This window comes from Streptomyces sp. NPDC059866, assembly GCF_042731325.1.
Classification (GTDB): domain Bacteria; phylum Actinomycetota; class Actinomycetes; order Streptomycetales; family Streptomycetaceae; genus Streptomyces; species Streptomyces flavusporus.
On record NZ_JBHWJT010000027.1, the window covers coordinates 88,309 to 104,993 of the forward strand.

Sequence of the window (16,685 nt, forward strand, 5' to 3'; positions counted from 1 at the left end):
AAGACGCCCCCCCCGGTCCGGCGCCGGCACCGGACCGGGGACGGCACGCCGGCGGCTGGTGCCCAGGACCTGGCGCAGCGTGGGCTGCTCTCCTTCGGCACCTTCGTCATCACAGCGGCGAACCCACGGTGCCGCCTCCTGCCGCAACCCGGTTTCTCCCCCATCGTCCCCATGCTCAAGGAGCAGCATGACCAGCTGCAAGGTCACCGTCGTTGGCGGCACGGGCCCCCGGGGCAGGGGCCTGGCCTACCGTTTCGCCAAGGCCGGTCAAGCCCGACCGCTGTGGCGTGTCGCCGCGGTGGCAGCCGCCCCTGCGGCTGCTTACCGCTCGGCTTGCGGATCTATAGGTCCGAAATGCTAAGTCCTATGGTGAGACCTATATGCTGAGGTCATGAGGCGGACCTCTTTCGCGAACTGGCCTTGTTCCGTCGCGCGCACCATGGACATGCTCGGGGACTGGTGGACGCCGCTGGTCCTGCGGGAGGCCTTCTACGGGATCAAGCGGTTCGACGCGTTCCAGCAGGAGCTCGGCATCGCTCGTAACACCTTGACCGACCGTCTCCGCCGCCTGGTCGATGAGGGTCTCATGGAGAAGAAGGCCTACCAGCACGAGCCGGTGCGCTACGACTACGTGCTCACGGAGAAGGGGCGCGACTTCTTCGGCGTGTTGGCTGCCATGAACACCTGGGGCAACCGCTGGCTCAGCGGCGAGCAGGGACCGCCGGTGGTCTTCCACCACGACCGCTGCGGCCACAAGAGCAACGCCGAGGTGGTTTGCGCCTCTTGCAAGGAACCGATGACAGCCGACGACACCCACCCGCGCCTCGGCCCCGGCTATCCCCCGCACCTCGCCGAGCGCCCGGACATCCAGAGCCGCTTTACCGCCTGAGATGGGTGGCCCTCATCGACGCGGAGGCGGCGGCGCGCGTCTGGGTGTGCCACCACGCTTTCGATCCAATGACCGCCCGGCAGGTGCTCGCAGCGAAGCGTGCGCGTCTGCTCGATGAGCCAGGCTGCTGCGGCATCCCGCTCTTCCGCTTCCGCGGCGACCGCGATGGTCACAAGCCGCATCGAATGACCGCGCAGCCGCTCTGCGAGTTCGTCGACGTGCTCCTCAGGCGGAATGACATCGTCGAGCACGGCCGCAACGTCATCGAGCAGGGCACCGTCGTCGAACGCCCCCCAGCTCTGCAGTTCCTCGGGGTCCAGGGGCGGCGACCATGGCTCAGCCCATCGGCGGCCCGTACGGCACCTTCCGCCTCGACATGGACGCCCGGCCCGATCTCGGGCCGGCCCCCGCGGTGCTGGCGGCCCAGGGGGTGCACCGGTCCTGCACGGGGCGATCCACAGGGTCGTCACCGCGGTTGTGCGGAAGTTCCTTGCGGCTGCCGCACAAGGCTGGGCGCCCGTCTCTGCCGGCGTGGCTGTGTGAGGTCGGCGAGGAGCGCGTCAAGTGCTCCGGTCAGGGCCTCGGAGTTGGCCGGGTCAAACCAGGCGGTGCGGATGCGTTCGTTGTTTCCGTTCGGGGTCTCGTGATCGGCTGCCATCGGATCGCGGTCCTCATCGCCGCGTTGATCGCCTCCGAGGCCGGGGTCAGCACCGTCACCCCTGGAGAGTACGAACAGGGCATGGAGCTGTTTCGCGTCGCGGTGCTCGGCGCCGGCCCCGAACGCTTCCCGGCCCTGGCTCACTTCGCCCGCGACGTCCGCCCCCTCGGGGTGGACCGCCACGCTGCGTTCCAAGAGATCCTCGCCGCCCAACTCGCCCACATCGAGGCCGCAATCTGCCCGAGCTGGCTGTACCCGGCCACAACGTTGGTCGCATCGTTGGGGTAGGGCGAGATTCACGGACTCGGCTTGACCCTCACGTTGCGGGAGGCTGCAGGGTGATGTGCATGAGCGACCACTACAACGCGTTCGAGATGAGTCCCGTGCCCGCTCCCGGCCCGGATGCGGTTCCGCCGGAGCCGTTCCGCGGCATCTATGGAATGCCTGCGTTCGTGACCATCCCCACGAGCGATCTGGCGGCGTCGGTGGACTTCTGGAGCCGCGGGCTCGGGTTCTTCGAGTTGTTCAGCATCCCCGGCACACTTGTGCATCTGCGCCGCTGGGCGTTCCAGGACGTACTCCTCGTCTCGGCGGAGAGCGTTCCGGAGCAGCCACCGGCGACGAGCTTCAGTTTCGCGTGCGTGCTGAGCCAGGTCGATTCCCTTGTCGAGGCCTGTCGTGCGCTACGCCCGGACTGGGTCGACGGCCCACGGGAACGCCCTGGAACACCCGCGATGTGGAGGTGATCACCCCCGAGAACGCACGGATCGTCTTCACCGCGGCGAAGCCCTTTGACCCGGCCGGTCAGGAGGCGCGGAACCTTGAAGCCATCGGAATCACCGCACCGGGCGTCGGTCGCGGCGACAATGAGAAGCATGCCTGATGCCACTGACGCCGATGGCCTGACCGTCGGTCAGGCCTCGACAGGTCTGGGCGTGACAGTCCGCGCGCTGCACCACTGGGACGAGATCGGTCTGGCGCGACCGTCACTGCGCACGGCTGCCGGATACCGGCTCTACACCGCCGCTGATCTGGAACGCCTGCACCGCATCGTCGTCTACCGTGAGCTCGGTCTCGGCCTGGACAGGATCCGGGCCATCCTGGACGACTCGACCGCAGACGTGCCCGACGCCTTGCGCACGCAGCGCAAACAGGTTGCCGAACGGATCGACCGCCTCCAGCAACTCAGCGCCGGACTGGACCGGATGATCGACGCCCACGAGCGCGGCCTGCTGCTGACCGTCGAACAGCAGACCGCGATCTTCGGCCCCCAGTGGAACCCGGACGGGCCCGCCCAAGCCCGTCAGCACTACGGAGACACGACGCAATGGCGGCAGTACGCCGAACGATCGGCCTCTCGCGATCCAGAGGAATGGCAGGCCATCACCGACGCCATGGCCGACTTCGAACGCGCCCTCGGGGATGCGATGGACGCCGGCGTCACACCCGGTAGCCCGGAAGCGAATCAACTCGTCGAGCGGCACCGCGAAGTTTTTGCTTCGTACTTTCCCCTCACCAGGCAGATGCAGGTCTGTCTCGGCCGCAAGTACGAGGCCGATCCGGGATTCGCTGCCCACTACGACGGCATCCGCGCCGGCCTTGCCACGTGGTTCCGTCGAATCATCGACGCCAGCGCGCGCGCCCACAGCATCGACCCCGACACCGCGACCTGGCAGTAGAGCGTGGGCCCGGAAGGGAAGCCTGCACCCGTGGGGGCGTCCGACGCCTTCACGAACCCGGAGGTTCTCCTGACTCACGCAAACGCCTGCCTGACCTCTCACGGAAGGCGGCTGTGGTCGACCGGTTCCACGCGGCCCGGTTGCCCACCGGACGCGTCGTCGCCGTGATCTCCGGCGGCGACCTCGACCGGCTATGCGGCGAGTGTCGCCAGTGTCTGCTCGGGTGCGGTGAGGATCGAGAAGTGGCCTTGGCCGGGATGGATGTGAAGGCGTGCGCCCGGTATCGCCGCGGCGAAGCGGCGGGCGTGCTGGAGCGGGACGGTGGTGTCGGCGTCCCCGTGGTGGATCGACGTGGGCACCCTGATCGACTCGAGGTCGAAACCCCAGGGCCGGGTCAGCACGCGCAGATCCTGCCCGACTCCCCAGCTGCCGCGGTGGAACGCGCGCAGGTAGTTGGTCAGGAACGCCGCGCGCACGTCCGACCGGGCCAGGGCACGCCGGTCGTCGGCGGGCATCTCACTGGTCGCCAGGCGAAGGAACAGCCCTGGTGCCCGGCGCGCCAGCGTGGCCAGGCGGCCCAGAAACCAGCCACCGAAGGCCGGAGCGTGCCGGGCGATCTGCAAGGACGCGCGCTGCCCGGCCGCCATCCCGCCGGTGGGCCAGGCAGGCGGGCCAAGGGGCGCGATGAGCAGCAGGCTGCGGACGCGGTCAGGCAACTCGGACGCGCAGGCGGCCGCGAACGCCCCGCCGCCCGAGACGCCGAGCAGCGCCACCGAGCCGACATCCAACGCATCCAGGACCAGAGTGGCTTCCGCAGCCCAGTCCACGACCCGCGACAGGCGACGGGCGTCGGTGCCGCCGATGCCGGGGCGATCCGGGGCGATGAAGCGCAGTCCAAGCGCGTGGGCCGCACCCGCGAAGCCGTACGCGGCCAGCCGGGAGTCGGCCAACCCGTGACAGAACAGCACCGCAGACGCGTCCGGCTCCCCCACCACCTCAACCGCGATCACCCCGCCATCGGCTCGACGCAGCTCCACCCTCATATCGTCTCCCGTGACCTTGACCCAAGAGCCGCCTGAGCAACTTTCCAAGGTGCGACGGCGGTCGGCCCACCGCCGGCCGCGGACCGGGTCGGCCGGCATCAGCGGCTCGTTCCGGTCCCACATCGCATCAGTGATCACTGAGCGGACCGACACATCCGATCAACTGACCAACTCCTCAAAGAGACACGCGCTAGTCGGGAGAGGGCATGGCGCCCTCGGCGAGCTTGAGCCGAGTCCAGATGTTCATGTTGATGACCACCGCGACGATCTCCAGCATCGCGGTCTCGTCGAAGTGGGCGGCCAGTTTGTCGTGGTACTGCTGGAACGCCTGCGTAACCGTGGTGTCGGAGGCGCGGGTGAGGGCTTCGGCGTACTCCAGCGCGGCCCGCTCGGCATCGCTGAACAGCCGCGTCTCCCACCATGCGGTGAGAAAGTCGATCTTCGCTTGGGGGATACCGATCCTCCGGGCGGCGCCGTAGTGGACGTCGAGGCAGTAGGTGCAGTTGTTGATCTGAGCCACGCGCAGTCGCAGCAACTGGGCCAGCCGACCGTCCAGCCCGAGCTCGGCGGTGTAACCGAAAGCGGCGGCGCCGGCGCGGGCGACGGCCATGAGCGATTCGTTGGCTGTGGGGTTCAGCCTGGTGGTGTGGATCGGCACCTCACTCATCCGCGGTGTCTCCTCTCCGGAGAGTACGGTCGTCCCGCCGTCCCGCCGTTCCCGCCGGGAGGCGAAGGCGACGACGGTACCGACAGGCCGGTCCGGGAAGCTCCCGTCTTTGCGCCCATACCAGCACGCCCACGGGAAGGCCGCGAGGCCGCGTCGAGCGCCTCCGCCGGCCGGTGGAGTCTCGAGGGCCGGGCCACCGCGGGGCGCGCCGACTTCAACCGGTGAGTGCTTTCCAGGCCGGCAGGTGGGCCCGGCTGGCTTTGTTCACGAGAACGGACAGCACTTGTTCACTGAGCCTTTTCAGCGTTGCCGCTCCAGGGTGAGGACGGCGGCGGAGATTGACGACATTCGATTCGGGCTGCACCGGGCCCTGCGGAAGATCCGCCACGACTTCAGTCGTGCGACGCCGCGCTCGACCGGTGCCCGTGCGGCGGACAGCGCGGGGTTGACGGTTCGCTGGGGTGGCGTGAGGCCGCGGCCCGGTGGGCGTCTGAGGGGTGTCGTCACTCACGGGCCGGCTCCCAGGCAGGCGCGGTCGGCGAGGATCGGGATGCCTTGGCGTGCACAGATCCGGATGATCCGGTGGGTGCGGGCCGCGGTGAGGCCGTGGGCACGGCCGGGCAGTGCGGGCGAGATCCACAGCAGCCGTCCGGCCGGGTCGGTCACCACCGGCTGTGACCAGCCAAAATACGCGACTCACCCGGGAGGACGTGAACCCGTAGCCGATCCAACAGTCCGAACTCCAGGTGGCGTTACGCGTATCCCCGACCGAAGCACGGTGGTGCTGATCCTGCTTTCCATTGTGCTGTCCCTGGCCCTGGCCGCCGGCATCACCGCCGCTGCCCTGGCCCGCTGGGACAGCTCGAGCATTCCCACAGCTCTCGCCCGCGCAGGTGTCGCCTTCGGCAGCACCCTCTCTCTGGGCATCGCGTTCATCGCGCTGGTCGTCGCCGCCTGGCCATGGACCGAGCTTTGCATCGGGCGCCGCCGGGGCCCTTGGAGACCAGGGCCTGCCGACCGCCCGAAGCCAAGCGCAGCACCAGCGAGAATGCTCCTGACCTGAGAAGATGAGGTCGAGACGGTTCCGCAAGACGGGGCACCCCGGCTGCTCAGGCGGGGACGGGCTCCAGGTTGGCATCGTCAAAGGGTGGATAGCTCTCGTTGCCCATTCGCTCGGCCGCATCGATGTAGTCGGCAAGAGCCTCGCGGGATTGAGCGAGCCTGTCCATCTGATCGTCCAGTCGCCGCAGCCGTGACCGCATCGCGGCCAGCAACTCGGGACACCCGGGCAGCTCTGGGGCCTCTCCGACCGCACAGGGCAGCAGGTACGCGATGTCCTCGGAGGACAGACCGGCGCCAAGCAGGTGCCGGATCTGCTTCACCCGCAGCACGGCGTTCTCGTCGTACTCGCGGTAACCGTTCGCGCCGCGGTCCGCCTCCAGCAGGCCCTGGGCCTCGTAGTAGCGCAGCTGATGGGCGTTGACGCCCGTCCGGCGACTCAGTTCCCCGATCCGCATCGAACCCCCGCTTGACCTTCACACCGGTATCAACGTTGACGATGCTGCCATGAACAACAGCCCCGATACACCCGTGACAGTCATCGGACTCGGACTGATGGGCCAGGCACTCGCCGGCGCGTTCCTGAAGGCCGGGCATCCCACAACCGTGTGGAACCGTACGACCTCCAAGGCCGACCAGTTGGTGGCCGAGGGTGCACAACTGGCGCCGACGGTTGGCGACGCGGTCAAGGCCGGTTCCCTGACGATCATCTGCGTTACCGACTACCAGGCCATGCACGAGCTGTTCGGCGCGAGCGATGTCGAGCTGGGCGGCACGATGTTGATCAATCTGACCTCGGGCGCCTCGGCCCAGGCCCGGGAAGCCTCCCAATGGGCCGAGCAGCGCGGCGCCCATTACCTGGACGGCGCCATCATGGCCATCCCGTCGGCGATCGGGACCGCCGAGGCGATGATCCTGCACAGCGGGCCGCAGTCGGACTTCGAGGCACACAAGTCAACACTCGCCGCGCTCGGTACTGTCACCTACCTCGGCGCGGACCATGGGCTGGCGTCCCTGTACGACGTGGCCGGACTGGCCATGATGTGGAGCGTCCTGAACGCCTGGCTCCAGGGCACTGCCCTGCTCAGGACGGCCGGTGTTGACGCGGCAACGTATGCGCCGTTCGCGCAGCAGATCGCTGCCGGTGTGGCCGCATGGCTGCCGGGATATGCCGAGCAGATCGACAGCGGCTCCTTCCCGGCCGAGGTGTCGGCCCTGGAGACCGACGCACGGGCGATGGCGCACCTGGTCGAGGAGAGCGAGGCGGTGGGTGTCAACGCCGAACTGCCGAAGTTGATCAAGGCGATGGCCGATCGCTCGCTCGCCGCCGGACACGGTGGGGAACAGTATCCCGTGCTGATCGAAGAGTTCGGCAAGCCCCGCGACGACTGACCGATCCCGACACCGGGCTCCAGCCCCTCTGACCACGTGCGCGCCTCGCAGCCATCCTCGTCCGGACGGCAAGGTGATCCGAAAGAAACGCCCCCGGCGCGGCGACGGCTGCCATATCTCTCCGGTCCCGCCCTGATGCTCCAGCCGGACTTGTGTGGAGAATCACGGAAGTCCGGCAGTCGCCGCCTGCCGGCGGGCTCAGGGATCGCTACGCATTTTCCTCATGACGGGACGTCGGTCACCGTCGGGACACCGAAGAGGTCCCTTTCGACGTGGTCGAGGCCCAGGCGGACCGCGCCGAGGGCCACCGCCTCGTCGCCGAGGACGGACGTCTCGACCTGGACGGGGAAGAGGCACAGGCGTGACAGTGCCGCGCGCAGGGGCTCCGCGAGCAGATCGCCTGCGCGGGATAGCCCGCCGCCGATGACGACCAGCTCGGGGTCGACCGTGAGTACGGTCGCCGCGACACCGGTCGCGAGGTCCGCGACGAACGCCCGGACGACGTCCGTGGCCTCCGCATCTCCCCCGCGGGCCGCCTCGAATACCCGCTCGGCCGCCGCACCCGCCGGGACGGAACCGGACCGGCCGTGGGAGAGAAACCGGTCGAAAGCCGTGTACCAGCCCAGCGACCCGAGGACACCTATCTCGCCCGCCCCGCCGTGACGGCCCTTGTGCAGCGTGCCGCCGAGCAGCAGGCCGACCGATATGGACCGTCCGACCGGCAGATAGACGACGTCACCCGTGCCACGCGCCGCTCCCCGCCAGTATTCGGCCAGCGTCGCCAGGTTGGTGTCGTTCCCGGCGAGCACCGGATACGTCCGCCCGTCCCCCAGCTCTGCCGCCAGGTCCACCCCTTGCCAGTCTGGCAGCCGGTCGCTGCGGACCACCTTGCCGTCGGCGACGATGCCGGTCGTCCCGACCCCGAGCACTCGCACCTCGCGTCCGCCCGTCGCCTCCTTCATCACCCCGCCGCGGAACGCCCAGGCGTTCCGCGGCGCTCATCTCGGGCCGTACGTCGGCCCGCGCGCTGCCGACGGTATCGCCCCGCAGGTCGGACACCAGGCACAGCACCTTGTGCGGTCCGATGTCCACGCCCGCCACACACCCCGCCTCGGCCCGGAACCGGTACCGCTTGGCCGACCGCCCGACCGGTCGCGGCGCCTCCGGATCCGCCGTGACCTCCTCGGCCAGCCCCTGCGCCGCGAGCTCGGCGACGATCTCCTCCACGGTGGGCCGGGAGACCTCACTGGCCCGCACAAGCCCGGTGAGGGTGAGCTCGCCCGCACCGTGCCCCGTGCTGCCCGACGTGACCGCGGCGCTGCTCCAGCAGCGCACTGAGTTCAAGGTCGCGCCCGTCACGCTCGCAGAGGCCAAGGCCATGCCGGTCGCCTTCGCGACGAACACCTCGATCGGCGTCCGAGCGATCTCGACCATCGACGACACGCCCATGGCGATCGAACACCCGGTGCTGACCATGCTGCGCGAGACGTACCTGCCCGTCCCGGGCGAGGAACTGTAGGGACCGCCGGACTGCGAGCGAGGCGTACGGCCGGCAGCATCGCCTCTTTCGGCGGGTTCCGGCTCGTCCACGCGCGCTTCATGCTGATGCACCTGGCTGGACCCGGCGGCGTTCACTCGCCACGGTGATCCTGCGGTAATCCGGGCTCGACGGGGTAATGGGAGGTCCATCCCGCTCCACACGGCGCCCAAGCCGCTCGCCCGGATCGAGGAGCACCTGCTCGCCTACCGCGACACCGCGGATGCCCGTGACGGCCTGATCGGGCGGGCCTTGGCCGCCGGGGTGCCACCGCACCGCGTGGTCGAACTGACCGGGGTGGACCCCGCGACGGTGACTGCCGCGGCAGGCCGCTGACCACGCGACGGACGTCTCGACACACCAGAAAGTCCGCACAGCCCCCGCTCGTCAATCCGTGGCGTCGGCCTCCTCCACCGGCGGCATGAACGCCCGCAGCCACCGCTCCGTCTGCGCGACATGCGCCTGTGCCGCGCCGGCCGCGGCGACGGGATCGCGGTCGGCGATGGCGGTGGCCAGGACGCGGTGGTCGTCGTCACTCTTTCTGCGCAGGTCGGGGCCTTCGGGCAGGGTGAAGACCTGGTACTTGCGGGAGCGGGCGCGGAAGACCGCCAGGAGCGAGGCCAGGGTCGGGTTGCCACCCACACGGGCGATCTCCGCGTGGAAGCGGTGGTCCAGCTCGGAGGCCTCGGTGGGGTCGTTCGTGGCCTCCATGTCCTCGATGAGGGAGAACAGCGTGCGCACGGTCTCCGGTGTACAGCGCGCCGCCGCCTGGGCGGCCACGTGGGCCTCCAGGACGCGCCGGATCTCGTAGACCTCCAACAGGCCCGAGAGCGGGAGGAGTTCGAGGGTCAGGGAGAGGCTGCCGATCACGTCTTCGGGCCTCAGTTGTGAGACGTACGTGCCCGAGCCGTGCCGCGGCTCGATGACGCCCAGGGCCGCGAGCATCCGTACGGCCTCGCGCAGTGACCCGCGCGAGACGCCCAGTTCCTCGCAGAGCTCGCCCTCGGGCGGAATGCGCTCGCCCGGACCGAGGCGTCCCGTCCCGATCATGTGCCGTAGGCCGTGGAACGCCTTCTCGACTGCGGACATCCGTCCCCTCTTCCTCCCCTGGCGGGCCGGCGATCAGGCCGCCGTCCCCTTGGAGCACTGTAGCGAGTGCCAGATGTGCCGGATGCATGTCACACGTAAGTCATCTGATGACTTTCACTGTACGACCCTTGTTTCCGCCGAGACAGGTGGTGCAGGATGCCGAGTCATCAAACGTGTCCGGCGGATTCCGATCTTCCGTGGACCCGCCCTGCCCAGATGTGGAGTCCTGTGAGCGAGACCGAGGTGACCACCGCACCGCGCCCTCTGCTGCTGGCGGACGGCCGGCCCGCCGACCGGGCGTGGTCGCTGGATCCTGCCCTCAAGCACCTGAACCACGGCTCCTTCGGAGCGGTTCCGCTGGTGGCTCAGGACCGGCAGGAACTGCTGCGCGTGGAGATGGAACGCTCACCCGTGGTGTGGTTCCCGGCGCTCCCCCAGCGGCTCGCCGCCGCCCGTGTCGAGCTCGCCGACTTCCTGCGCGTCAGTGCCGGGGACCTCGCCCTCGTGCCGAACGCCAGCGCCGGCGCGAGTGTCGTCTACGCCGCCCTCACCCTGCGTCCCGGCGGGGAGATCGTCGTCACCGACCACGGCTACGGGGCGGTGACGATGGGGGCCGAGCGGCTGGCACGGCGCTACGGCGGCCGGGTCCGTACCGCCCGGGTGCCGCTGGACGCGGACGCGGACCAGGCGTACGAGGCCGTGGTCGCCGAACTGTGCGACGCCACCGAGCTGGTCGTCGTCGACCAGATCACCTCGGCGACCGCACGTCGGTTCCCGGTGGAGCGCATCGGGGCGGAGGCCCGTCGGCGCGGCATCCCCGTCCTCGTCGACGGCGCACACGCGCCCGGACTGCTCGCCGAGCCGCTCGCCGACGCCACCTACGACGTCTGGACCGGCAACCTGCACAAGTGGGGCTGCGCCCCGCGCGGCACCGCGGCGCTGGTCGCCCGCGGCCCCCTGCGCGACCGGCTCTACCCCCTCATCGACTCCTGGGCCGCGGCCGATCCGTTCCCGGACCGCTTCGACCAGCAGGGCACCGTCGACGCCACCGCCTACCTCGCCGCGCCGACGTCCCTGGCGTTCGTCGAGCGCACCTGGGGCTGGCACGCCGCCCGCCGCTACATGGACGATCTGGCCGACTACGGCGCCCGTGTCATCGGCAGCGCGCTCGCCGAACCGACCGGCGCGGACAGCGCGGTCGACGTCGGCATGCCCGTCCCCGGCATGCGCCTGGTGCGCCTCCCGGACGGACTCGCCGCCGACCGCGTCGAGGCCGACGCACTGCGCGACCGGGTGGCTCTCGAACTGGGCGTGGAGGCGGCCTTCACCAGCTTCGACGGCATCGGCTACATGCGCCTGTCCGCCCACGTCTACAACACCGCCGCCGACTACGAGTACTTCGCCGAGAAATGCGTCCCCGTCCTCGGCCAGTGGGCACGAGAAAACTGAAGGAAGAGGTCAGCACAATGAGAAGAAGGACGGCAACTCTCGCGCTCGGCACCGCCGCCGCGATGGTCCTGACCGGCTGTTCCACCATGAGCCCCGAGGCGAGCGGAACAGTCACCCTCAACATGGTCGAGAGCCTGACGAACCCGACCCGCAGCGACCTGCTCAAGGACCTCATAGCCGACTTCGAGCAGCAGAACCCCAAGGTCAAGGTCAACCTGGTCTCCCCGCCCACCGAGCAGGCCGACCAGAAGCTCCAGCAGATGCTCCAGTCCGGCAGCGGGGTGGATGTCCTGGAGGTCCGGGACATCACCGTCGGGCCCTGGTCGAACAACGGCTGGCTCTACGACATGAAGAAGGACCTCGACGGCTGGAAGGGCTGGGAGGCGATGACGGAGAACGCCGTCAACGCCTCGAAGGACGCCAAGGGCAAGACGTACTTCGTGCCGTACGGCTTCTACGGCCTGAGCCTCTTCTACCGCACCGACCTGATCAAGGAGGCGGGCTTCAGCAAGCCGCCGGCCACCTGGGCGGAACTGGTGGAGCAGGCCTCCGCCATCCACGACCCGGCCCAGCGCCGATACGGCTACGCCTTCCGCGGCGGCGCCAACTCCAACAGCAACGCCACCGCCGCCATCGAGGCCTACCTCGCCGACCAGGTCGACCCGGCGAACGGCTTCAAACTCAAGGACGGCCGTACGATCTTCGCCACCCCCGAGGCGGAGGAGGCCATGGAGAACTACCTCAAGCTCTTCAAGCAGGCCTCCCCCAAGTCGTCCGTCGCCTGGGGCTACCCGGAGATGGTCGAGGCGTTCTCCAACGGCTCCACGGCGTTCCTGCTCCAGGACCCCGAAGTGATCGCCACGGTCTCGGAGTCCAAGTCCATCTCGAAGGACCAGTGGGGCACCGCGCCGCTCGTGGCCGGGCCCGGCGGCAAGACCGTGCAGCCGCTGGCCACCGCCGGGTGGGGTGTCGCCCAGGGCAGCAAGCACAAGGCCGAGGCCGTCAAGCTGGTCGAGTTCCTCTCGCAGGGCGAGGCGTCGACGACGTTCACCAAGAAGAACAGCCTGGTGCCCATCCTCAAGTCCGCGACCAGCGACCCCTTCTACAAGACCGGCCCCTGGTCGAGCTACGTCACGATGACCGAGCAGCCGGACAAGTACCTGGTCGTCACCCAGCCGCGCGGCGTCACCTGGTGGGCCGAGTGGCAGCAGAAGGCGGACGCCGACGTGCAGAAGCTCATCCTCGGCAAGACGACGCCCAAGGAGCTGGTCGCGGGCTGGGACGCGTACTGGACCGAGAAGTGGCAGCAGGAGCAGTAGACATGTCCGTCACGTCCACAACGGCGACGAAGACGAAGGCGCCGGGCAGTGGGGAGACCTCGCACAAGCAGGGTCTCCCCCGCGGGGGCCGGCGACGGGAGTTCACCACCCGGCGCGGTCTTCAGATCGCCGCGTTCATGGCGCCGGCCGCGGTCTTCGTGGCGGTCTTCACGTACTACCCCATGATCGCGGGCGGTCAGATGGCCTTCCGCAACTGGAAGTTGACCGACCTGACCGACACCTCCTGGGTCGGGCTCAAGAACTTCAGCGACGTCTTCGCCGACCCGGCCTGGGGCACCGTCCTCGGCAACAGCGCGATCTGGGTGTTCGGTTCGATCGTGCCCCAGCTGGTGATCGGCTTCGCGCTCGCGCTGTGGCTGCGCCGCCGCTTCCGCTTCCGCGGCCTGTACCAGGCGTTGATCTTCTTTCCCTGGGCGATCTCCGGATTCCTCATCGGCATCCTGTTCCGCTGGCTGTTCAACAGCGAGTTCGGTGTCGTCAACGACCTGCTCCAGAAGGCCGGTCTGATCGACGAGCCGATCGCCTGGCTGGCGGATCCGAAGACGGCGATGGTGGCCGTGCTCATCGCCAACATCTGGTACGGCGTCACCTTCTTCGCGATCATGATCCTGGCCGCGCTCCAGTCGATCCCCGACGAGCTCTACGAGGCGGCGGCGCTGGACGGCGCGGGCAAGGCACGCACGCTCTTCCAGATCACCATCCCGTACATCCGCACCACGCTGGCGCTGACCGTACTGCTGCGGGTGATCTGGATCTTCAACTTCCCCGACCTGATCTTCGGCATGACCGGTGGCGGGCCGAACAACGAGACGCACATCGTGACCACCTGGATGATCAAGATCACTCAGCAGGGCGACTACGGCAGGGCCTCCGCGCTCGGCCTCCTCGTGGTGGCCGCGCTGCTGGTGTTCGCGGTGTTCTTCCTCATGGCCACGCGCGAGAAGAAAGGAGTGCGGCAATGATCGGCAAGGAGTCCACGGCCGGCCGGGCCGTAAAGTTCACCTTCCTCGGCGTGTGGCTGCTCTTCACCGTCTTCCCCCTCTACTGGATCACCGTCACCTCGCTCAAGGCACCCGGCGACATCTTCAAGTTCCCGCTCGCCTACTGGCCCGAGCGGTTCTCGCTGGAGAACTACAGCGGCCTGTTCGGCACGGCCGACTTCGGGACCTATCTCACCAACAGCCTCGTCGTCTCCACGGTAGCCGGTGCGACGGCAACGGCGATCTCGATGCTCTCGGCGTACGTGCTGGCCCGCTTCAAGTTCCGCACCAAGTCGGCTCTGCTGATGGCCGCGTTGGTCACCCAGATGATCCCGTCGTTCATCGCGCTGGGACCGCTGTACCTGCTGATGACGGACCTGAAGCTGGTCGACAACCGCCTCGGCCTGATCCTCGTCTACATCGCGGTGTGCATCCCGTTCTGCACGGTGATGCTGCGCGGCTTCTTCGAGAACATCCCGGACGCGCTGGAGGAGGCCGCCATGATCGACGGCCTGTCGCGGTTCTCGGCGCTGTTCCGGGTCCTGCTGCCGGTGATGCGCCCGGGCATCATCGCCGCGTTCATCTTCAACTTCGTCAACTGCTGGAACGAGCTGTTCCTGTCGGTGACGCTCATGAACAGCGACAGCAACAAGACCGTCCCCACAGCGCTGAACGGCTTCATCTCCAGCTTCAACATCGATTGGGGCTCGATGTCCGCGGCGGCCGTGCTCACCATCCTGCCCACCATGCTCCTGTTCGCCTTCGCCAGCCGCCACATCGTGCAGGGCCTCACTTCGGGGGCGGTGAAGGGCTGAAGCACGGGAGCTTGATGGCAACGGCAGCCCGGCTGGCGACCGGCGTCACGCACCTGTTCCGGGGCCGGGCCGGACCGGCGATTCGATGCCGGCGCGGGCGGCTTCGAGCTGTGCGGCGAACGCGATGCCGAGGAAGAGGCGACGGCGGTGAGGTTGGCCCACAGCAGCAGGGCGATGAACGCGGTCAGAGGCCCGTACACGGCGCCGAAGGCACCGCTCTCCTCGACGTACAGGGCGAGGAGCCAGGTGGCCGCCACCCACAGCAGGGGGTGCACGGCGGAGCCGAACGCCAGCCAGGTGTAGCCCGGCTGGACCCGGCGGGGCGACCAGCGGAAGATCACGGCGGAGGCCACCCAGGCCAGCGCGAGCCCCACGGGGATGTCGAGCACACCCCACCACTGCGGTCCGCCGCCCTCCCGGCCGGCGGACTCCGCCACCGCGTCGCCCACGGCCTCGCCGTACATCCAGTACGAGGGCTTCCGGCCGGCACTCCCCCAGCCTCCGGCCGAGGGGACCCCCAGAGCACGCTCCCCCACGACGCCGCTCCTTGACGGGCAAACGTTGCCTGCCGCGGCGCTAGTGTGATGCGCCCGAAATTCCGAGGCTAAGTTGATAGTCTGTTGTCATGTCGCCGGGTCCTCGTGCTGTTGAAGTCGCCCTGTCCGCTGAAGAGCGCGCGGAGTTGTCCCGTTGGGCAAGTGGGGTGGTGGCGCCCCGGTTTGCAGAGCGGGCGCGCATCGTGCTGGCGTGTGCGGACGGGGCGCCGAATGCGCGTGTGGCGGCAGAGGTCGGTGTAACGGTAGCGACGGTGAGAAAGTGGCGCGGGAAGTTCGCCGCTGAGCGGCTGGCCGGGCTTGAGGATGCCGCTCGTATCGGCCGGCCGAAGGCCGACCTGGTCCTGAGCGAGGCCGAACGGGCCCAGCTGACCCGGTGGGCTCGGCGGGCGAAGACCGCTCAGTATCTGGCGTTGCGCGCGAGGATCGTGCTGCGTTGCGCGGAGGGCGGGACGAACAGGCAAGCCGCAGCGGATCTGGGAGTTGACACGTCGACGGTGGACCGTTGGCGTGCCCGGTTCATCGCCAAACGCCTCGACGGCCTGCATGACGAGCCCCGGCCGGGTCGGCCGCCCTCGATCCTCCTCGACCAGGTCGAGGAGGTGGTCGTGGCGACTTTGGAATCCACGCCGGGTAAGGACACCCACTGGTCGCGTGCCTCGATGGCTGCTCGTACCGGGCTGTCGAAGTCCACCATCGGGCGGATCTGGAAGAAGTTCGACCTCAAGCCGCACCTGCAGGACTCCTTCAAGCTCTCCACCGACCCGCAGTTCGTCGACAAGGTCGTCGACGTCGTCGGCCTCTATCACAACCCGCCTGAGAAGGCGGTGGTGTTGTGCGTGGACGAGAAGGCGCAGATCCAGGCGCTGGACCGGTCCCAGCCGGTGCTGCCGATGATGCCGGGCATGCCCGAGCGGCGCACCCACGACTACCTGCGGCACGGCATCACCAGTCTGTTCGCCGCCTTCAACATCGCCGACGGCACCGTCATCGGTGAGCTCCACCGACGCCACCGAGCACGGGAGTTCAGGAAGTTCCTGACCGCCATAGACAAGGCTGTACCGAGCGGACTCGACGTCCACCTGGTCTGTGACAACTACGCCACCCACAACACCGCCGAGATCAGGACCTGGCTGGGCAAGCACCCACGCTTCCACGTCCACTTCACCCCGACCGGCTCCTCCTGGATCAACCAGGTCGAGCGGTGGTTCGGCCTGCTGACCGACAAACTCATTCGCCGCGGCGTCCACACCTCCGTGAAAGCACTGGAGGACGACATCCGAGCCTGGATCGACACCTGGAACGAGGACCCGAAACCCTTCACCTGGACCAAGACCGCCGACGAGATCCTCAACTCTCTCGCCGACTACCTCGCCAGAATCGCCTCCTCCACCGATAGCCAGCAACAGACTTAGCCTCGGAATTTCGGGCGCATCACACTAGTGTGATGCGCCAGAAATCCCGTGGTTAATTATCTCCGGCTTCAGCTGTTGGGTGGGGTGATCCTGCCGAGGTAGTCGGCGAGGGACTTGAG

Annotated in this window: 16 protein-coding genes and 5 pseudogenes; 13 read left to right on the top strand and 8 right to left on the bottom strand. The window is 68.6% G+C overall.

The genetic code is table 11. From position 1 onward, the window contains the following. Positions 1-391 precede the first annotated feature (391 nt). Positions 392-889, top strand: a complete 498-nt coding sequence (locus ACFV7R_RS34600) for a winged helix-turn-helix transcriptional regulator (RefSeq protein ID WP_385270619.1) — start codon at positions 392-394, stop codon at positions 887-889. Here ACFV7R_RS34600 and ACFV7R_RS34605 read toward each other — a convergent pair. Beyond that, positions 835-1,359: a DUF6415 family natural product biosynthesis protein gene (locus ACFV7R_RS34605; RefSeq protein ID WP_385270622.1), complete on the bottom strand. Its 525-nt coding sequence runs from the start codon at positions 1,357-1,359 to the stop codon at positions 835-837. The genes ACFV7R_RS34600 and ACFV7R_RS34605 overlap by 55 nt on opposite strands. A gap of 185 nt (positions 1,360-1,544) precedes the next feature. Here ACFV7R_RS34605 and ACFV7R_RS34610 point away from each other — a divergent pair. The 3 genes and pseudogenes from ACFV7R_RS34610 to ACFV7R_RS34620 form a co-directional block, all read left to right on the top strand. Further along, positions 1,545-1,835: pseudogene (locus ACFV7R_RS34610) on the top strand (hypothetical protein); the annotation flags it as partial. A gap of 59 nt (positions 1,836-1,894) precedes the next feature. After that, positions 1,895-2,430: pseudogene (locus ACFV7R_RS34615) on the top strand (VOC family protein). Further along, positions 2,423-3,226, top strand: coding sequence for a MerR family transcriptional regulator (locus ACFV7R_RS34620; protein ID WP_385270671.1), 804 nt, complete (start codon positions 2,423-2,425; stop codon positions 3,224-3,226). The pseudogene ACFV7R_RS34615 and the gene ACFV7R_RS34620 overlap by 8 nt, the downstream one beginning before the upstream one ends. A gap of 191 nt (positions 3,227-3,417) precedes the next feature. Here the strand turns inward: ACFV7R_RS34620 and ACFV7R_RS34625 are convergent, their stop codons facing one another. From ACFV7R_RS34625 to ACFV7R_RS34635, 3 genes and pseudogenes are all read right to left on the bottom strand, one after another. Further along, positions 3,418-4,263: an alpha/beta fold hydrolase gene (locus ACFV7R_RS34625; RefSeq protein WP_385270625.1), complete on the bottom strand. Its 846-nt coding sequence runs from the start codon at positions 4,261-4,263 to the stop codon at positions 3,418-3,420. A 196-nt stretch (positions 4,264-4,459) separates the two neighbouring features. Further along, on the bottom strand, positions 4,460-4,936 hold the full coding sequence (locus ACFV7R_RS34630) for a carboxymuconolactone decarboxylase family protein (RefSeq protein ID WP_385270628.1): 477 nt from the start codon (positions 4,934-4,936) through the stop codon (positions 4,460-4,462). A 300-nt stretch (positions 4,937-5,236) separates the two neighbouring features. Further along, positions 5,237-5,605: pseudogene (locus ACFV7R_RS34635) on the bottom strand (transposase family protein); the annotation flags it as partial. A 109-nt stretch (positions 5,606-5,714) separates the two neighbouring features. On the opposite strand from ACFV7R_RS34635, the gene ACFV7R_RS34640 reads away from it, so the two are divergent. Further along, positions 5,715-5,999: a hypothetical protein gene (locus tag ACFV7R_RS34640; protein WP_385270631.1), complete on the top strand. Its 285-nt coding sequence runs from the start codon at positions 5,715-5,717 to the stop codon at positions 5,997-5,999. Between the two features lie 46 nt (positions 6,000-6,045). Here ACFV7R_RS34640 and ACFV7R_RS34645 read toward each other — a convergent pair whose 3' ends face one another. Further along, on the bottom strand, positions 6,046-6,453 hold the full coding sequence (locus ACFV7R_RS34645) for a MerR family transcriptional regulator (RefSeq protein WP_385270634.1): 408 nt from the start codon (positions 6,451-6,453) through the stop codon (positions 6,046-6,048). A gap of 49 nt (positions 6,454-6,502) precedes the next feature. On the opposite strand from ACFV7R_RS34645, the gene ACFV7R_RS34650 reads away from it, so the two are divergent. Next, complete coding sequence (locus tag ACFV7R_RS34650) at positions 6,503-7,387, top strand: NAD(P)-dependent oxidoreductase (RefSeq protein ID WP_385270637.1); 885 nt, start codon at positions 6,503-6,505, stop codon at positions 7,385-7,387. 221 nt (positions 7,388-7,608) lie between these two features. Here the strand turns inward: ACFV7R_RS34650 and ACFV7R_RS34655 are convergent, their stop codons facing one another. Next, entirely contained in the window at positions 7,609-8,349 is a 741-nt protein-coding gene (locus ACFV7R_RS34655; protein WP_385270640.1) for an ROK family protein, read from the bottom strand. A gap of 212 nt (positions 8,350-8,561) precedes the next feature. On the opposite strand from ACFV7R_RS34655, the gene ACFV7R_RS34660 reads away from it, so the two are divergent. Continuing rightward, the gene (locus tag ACFV7R_RS34660; RefSeq protein ID WP_385270643.1) at positions 8,562-8,906 is read left to right on the top strand and encodes a hypothetical protein; all 345 of its coding nucleotides are present in this window, start codon (positions 8,562-8,564) and stop codon (positions 8,904-8,906) included. A 180-nt stretch (positions 8,907-9,086) separates the two neighbouring features. Further along, positions 9,087-9,260 (top strand): annotated as a pseudogene (locus ACFV7R_RS34665) (DUF6003 family protein); the annotation flags it as partial. Between the two features lie 51 nt (positions 9,261-9,311). Here ACFV7R_RS34665 and ACFV7R_RS34670 read toward each other — a convergent pair. Beyond that, entirely contained in the window at positions 9,312-10,013 is a 702-nt protein-coding gene (locus tag ACFV7R_RS34670; RefSeq protein WP_385270645.1) for a FadR/GntR family transcriptional regulator, read from the bottom strand. A 228-nt stretch (positions 10,014-10,241) separates the two neighbouring features. Between ACFV7R_RS34670 and ACFV7R_RS34675 the strand changes: the two genes are divergently transcribed. Genes ACFV7R_RS34675 through ACFV7R_RS34690 form a run of 4 tightly spaced genes read left to right on the top strand, consistent with a single transcriptional unit; the run spans position 10,242 to position 14,597 of the window. Continuing rightward, complete coding sequence (locus ACFV7R_RS34675; RefSeq protein WP_385270648.1) at positions 10,242-11,462, top strand: aminotransferase class V-fold PLP-dependent enzyme; 1,221 nt, start codon at positions 10,242-10,244, stop codon at positions 11,460-11,462. A gap of 17 nt (positions 11,463-11,479) precedes the next feature. Continuing rightward, a complete protein-coding gene (locus ACFV7R_RS34680) occupies positions 11,480-12,781 on the top strand; it encodes an ABC transporter substrate-binding protein (RefSeq protein WP_385270651.1) in 1,302 nt (433 codons plus the stop codon). 2 nt (positions 12,782-12,783) lie between these two features. Then, on the top strand, positions 12,784-13,764 hold the full coding sequence (locus ACFV7R_RS34685) for a carbohydrate ABC transporter permease (RefSeq protein WP_385270654.1): 981 nt from the start codon (positions 12,784-12,786) through the stop codon (positions 13,762-13,764). After that, complete coding sequence (locus ACFV7R_RS34690) at positions 13,761-14,597, top strand: carbohydrate ABC transporter permease (protein WP_385270657.1); 837 nt, start codon at positions 13,761-13,763, stop codon at positions 14,595-14,597. The genes ACFV7R_RS34685 and ACFV7R_RS34690 overlap by 4 nt, the downstream gene beginning before the upstream one ends. A 45-nt stretch (positions 14,598-14,642) precedes the next feature. Here the strand turns inward: ACFV7R_RS34690 and ACFV7R_RS34695 are convergent. Then, a pseudogene (locus ACFV7R_RS34695) lies at positions 14,643-15,055 on the bottom strand (YhjD/YihY/BrkB family envelope integrity protein); the annotation flags it as partial. A gap of 167 nt (positions 15,056-15,222) precedes the next feature. Between ACFV7R_RS34695 and ACFV7R_RS34700 the strand changes: the two are divergent. Continuing rightward, on the top strand, positions 15,223-16,566 hold the full coding sequence (locus ACFV7R_RS34700; RefSeq protein ID WP_385270660.1) for an IS630 family transposase: 1,344 nt from the start codon (positions 15,223-15,225) through the stop codon (positions 16,564-16,566). Positions 16,567-16,685 lie beyond the last annotated feature (119 nt).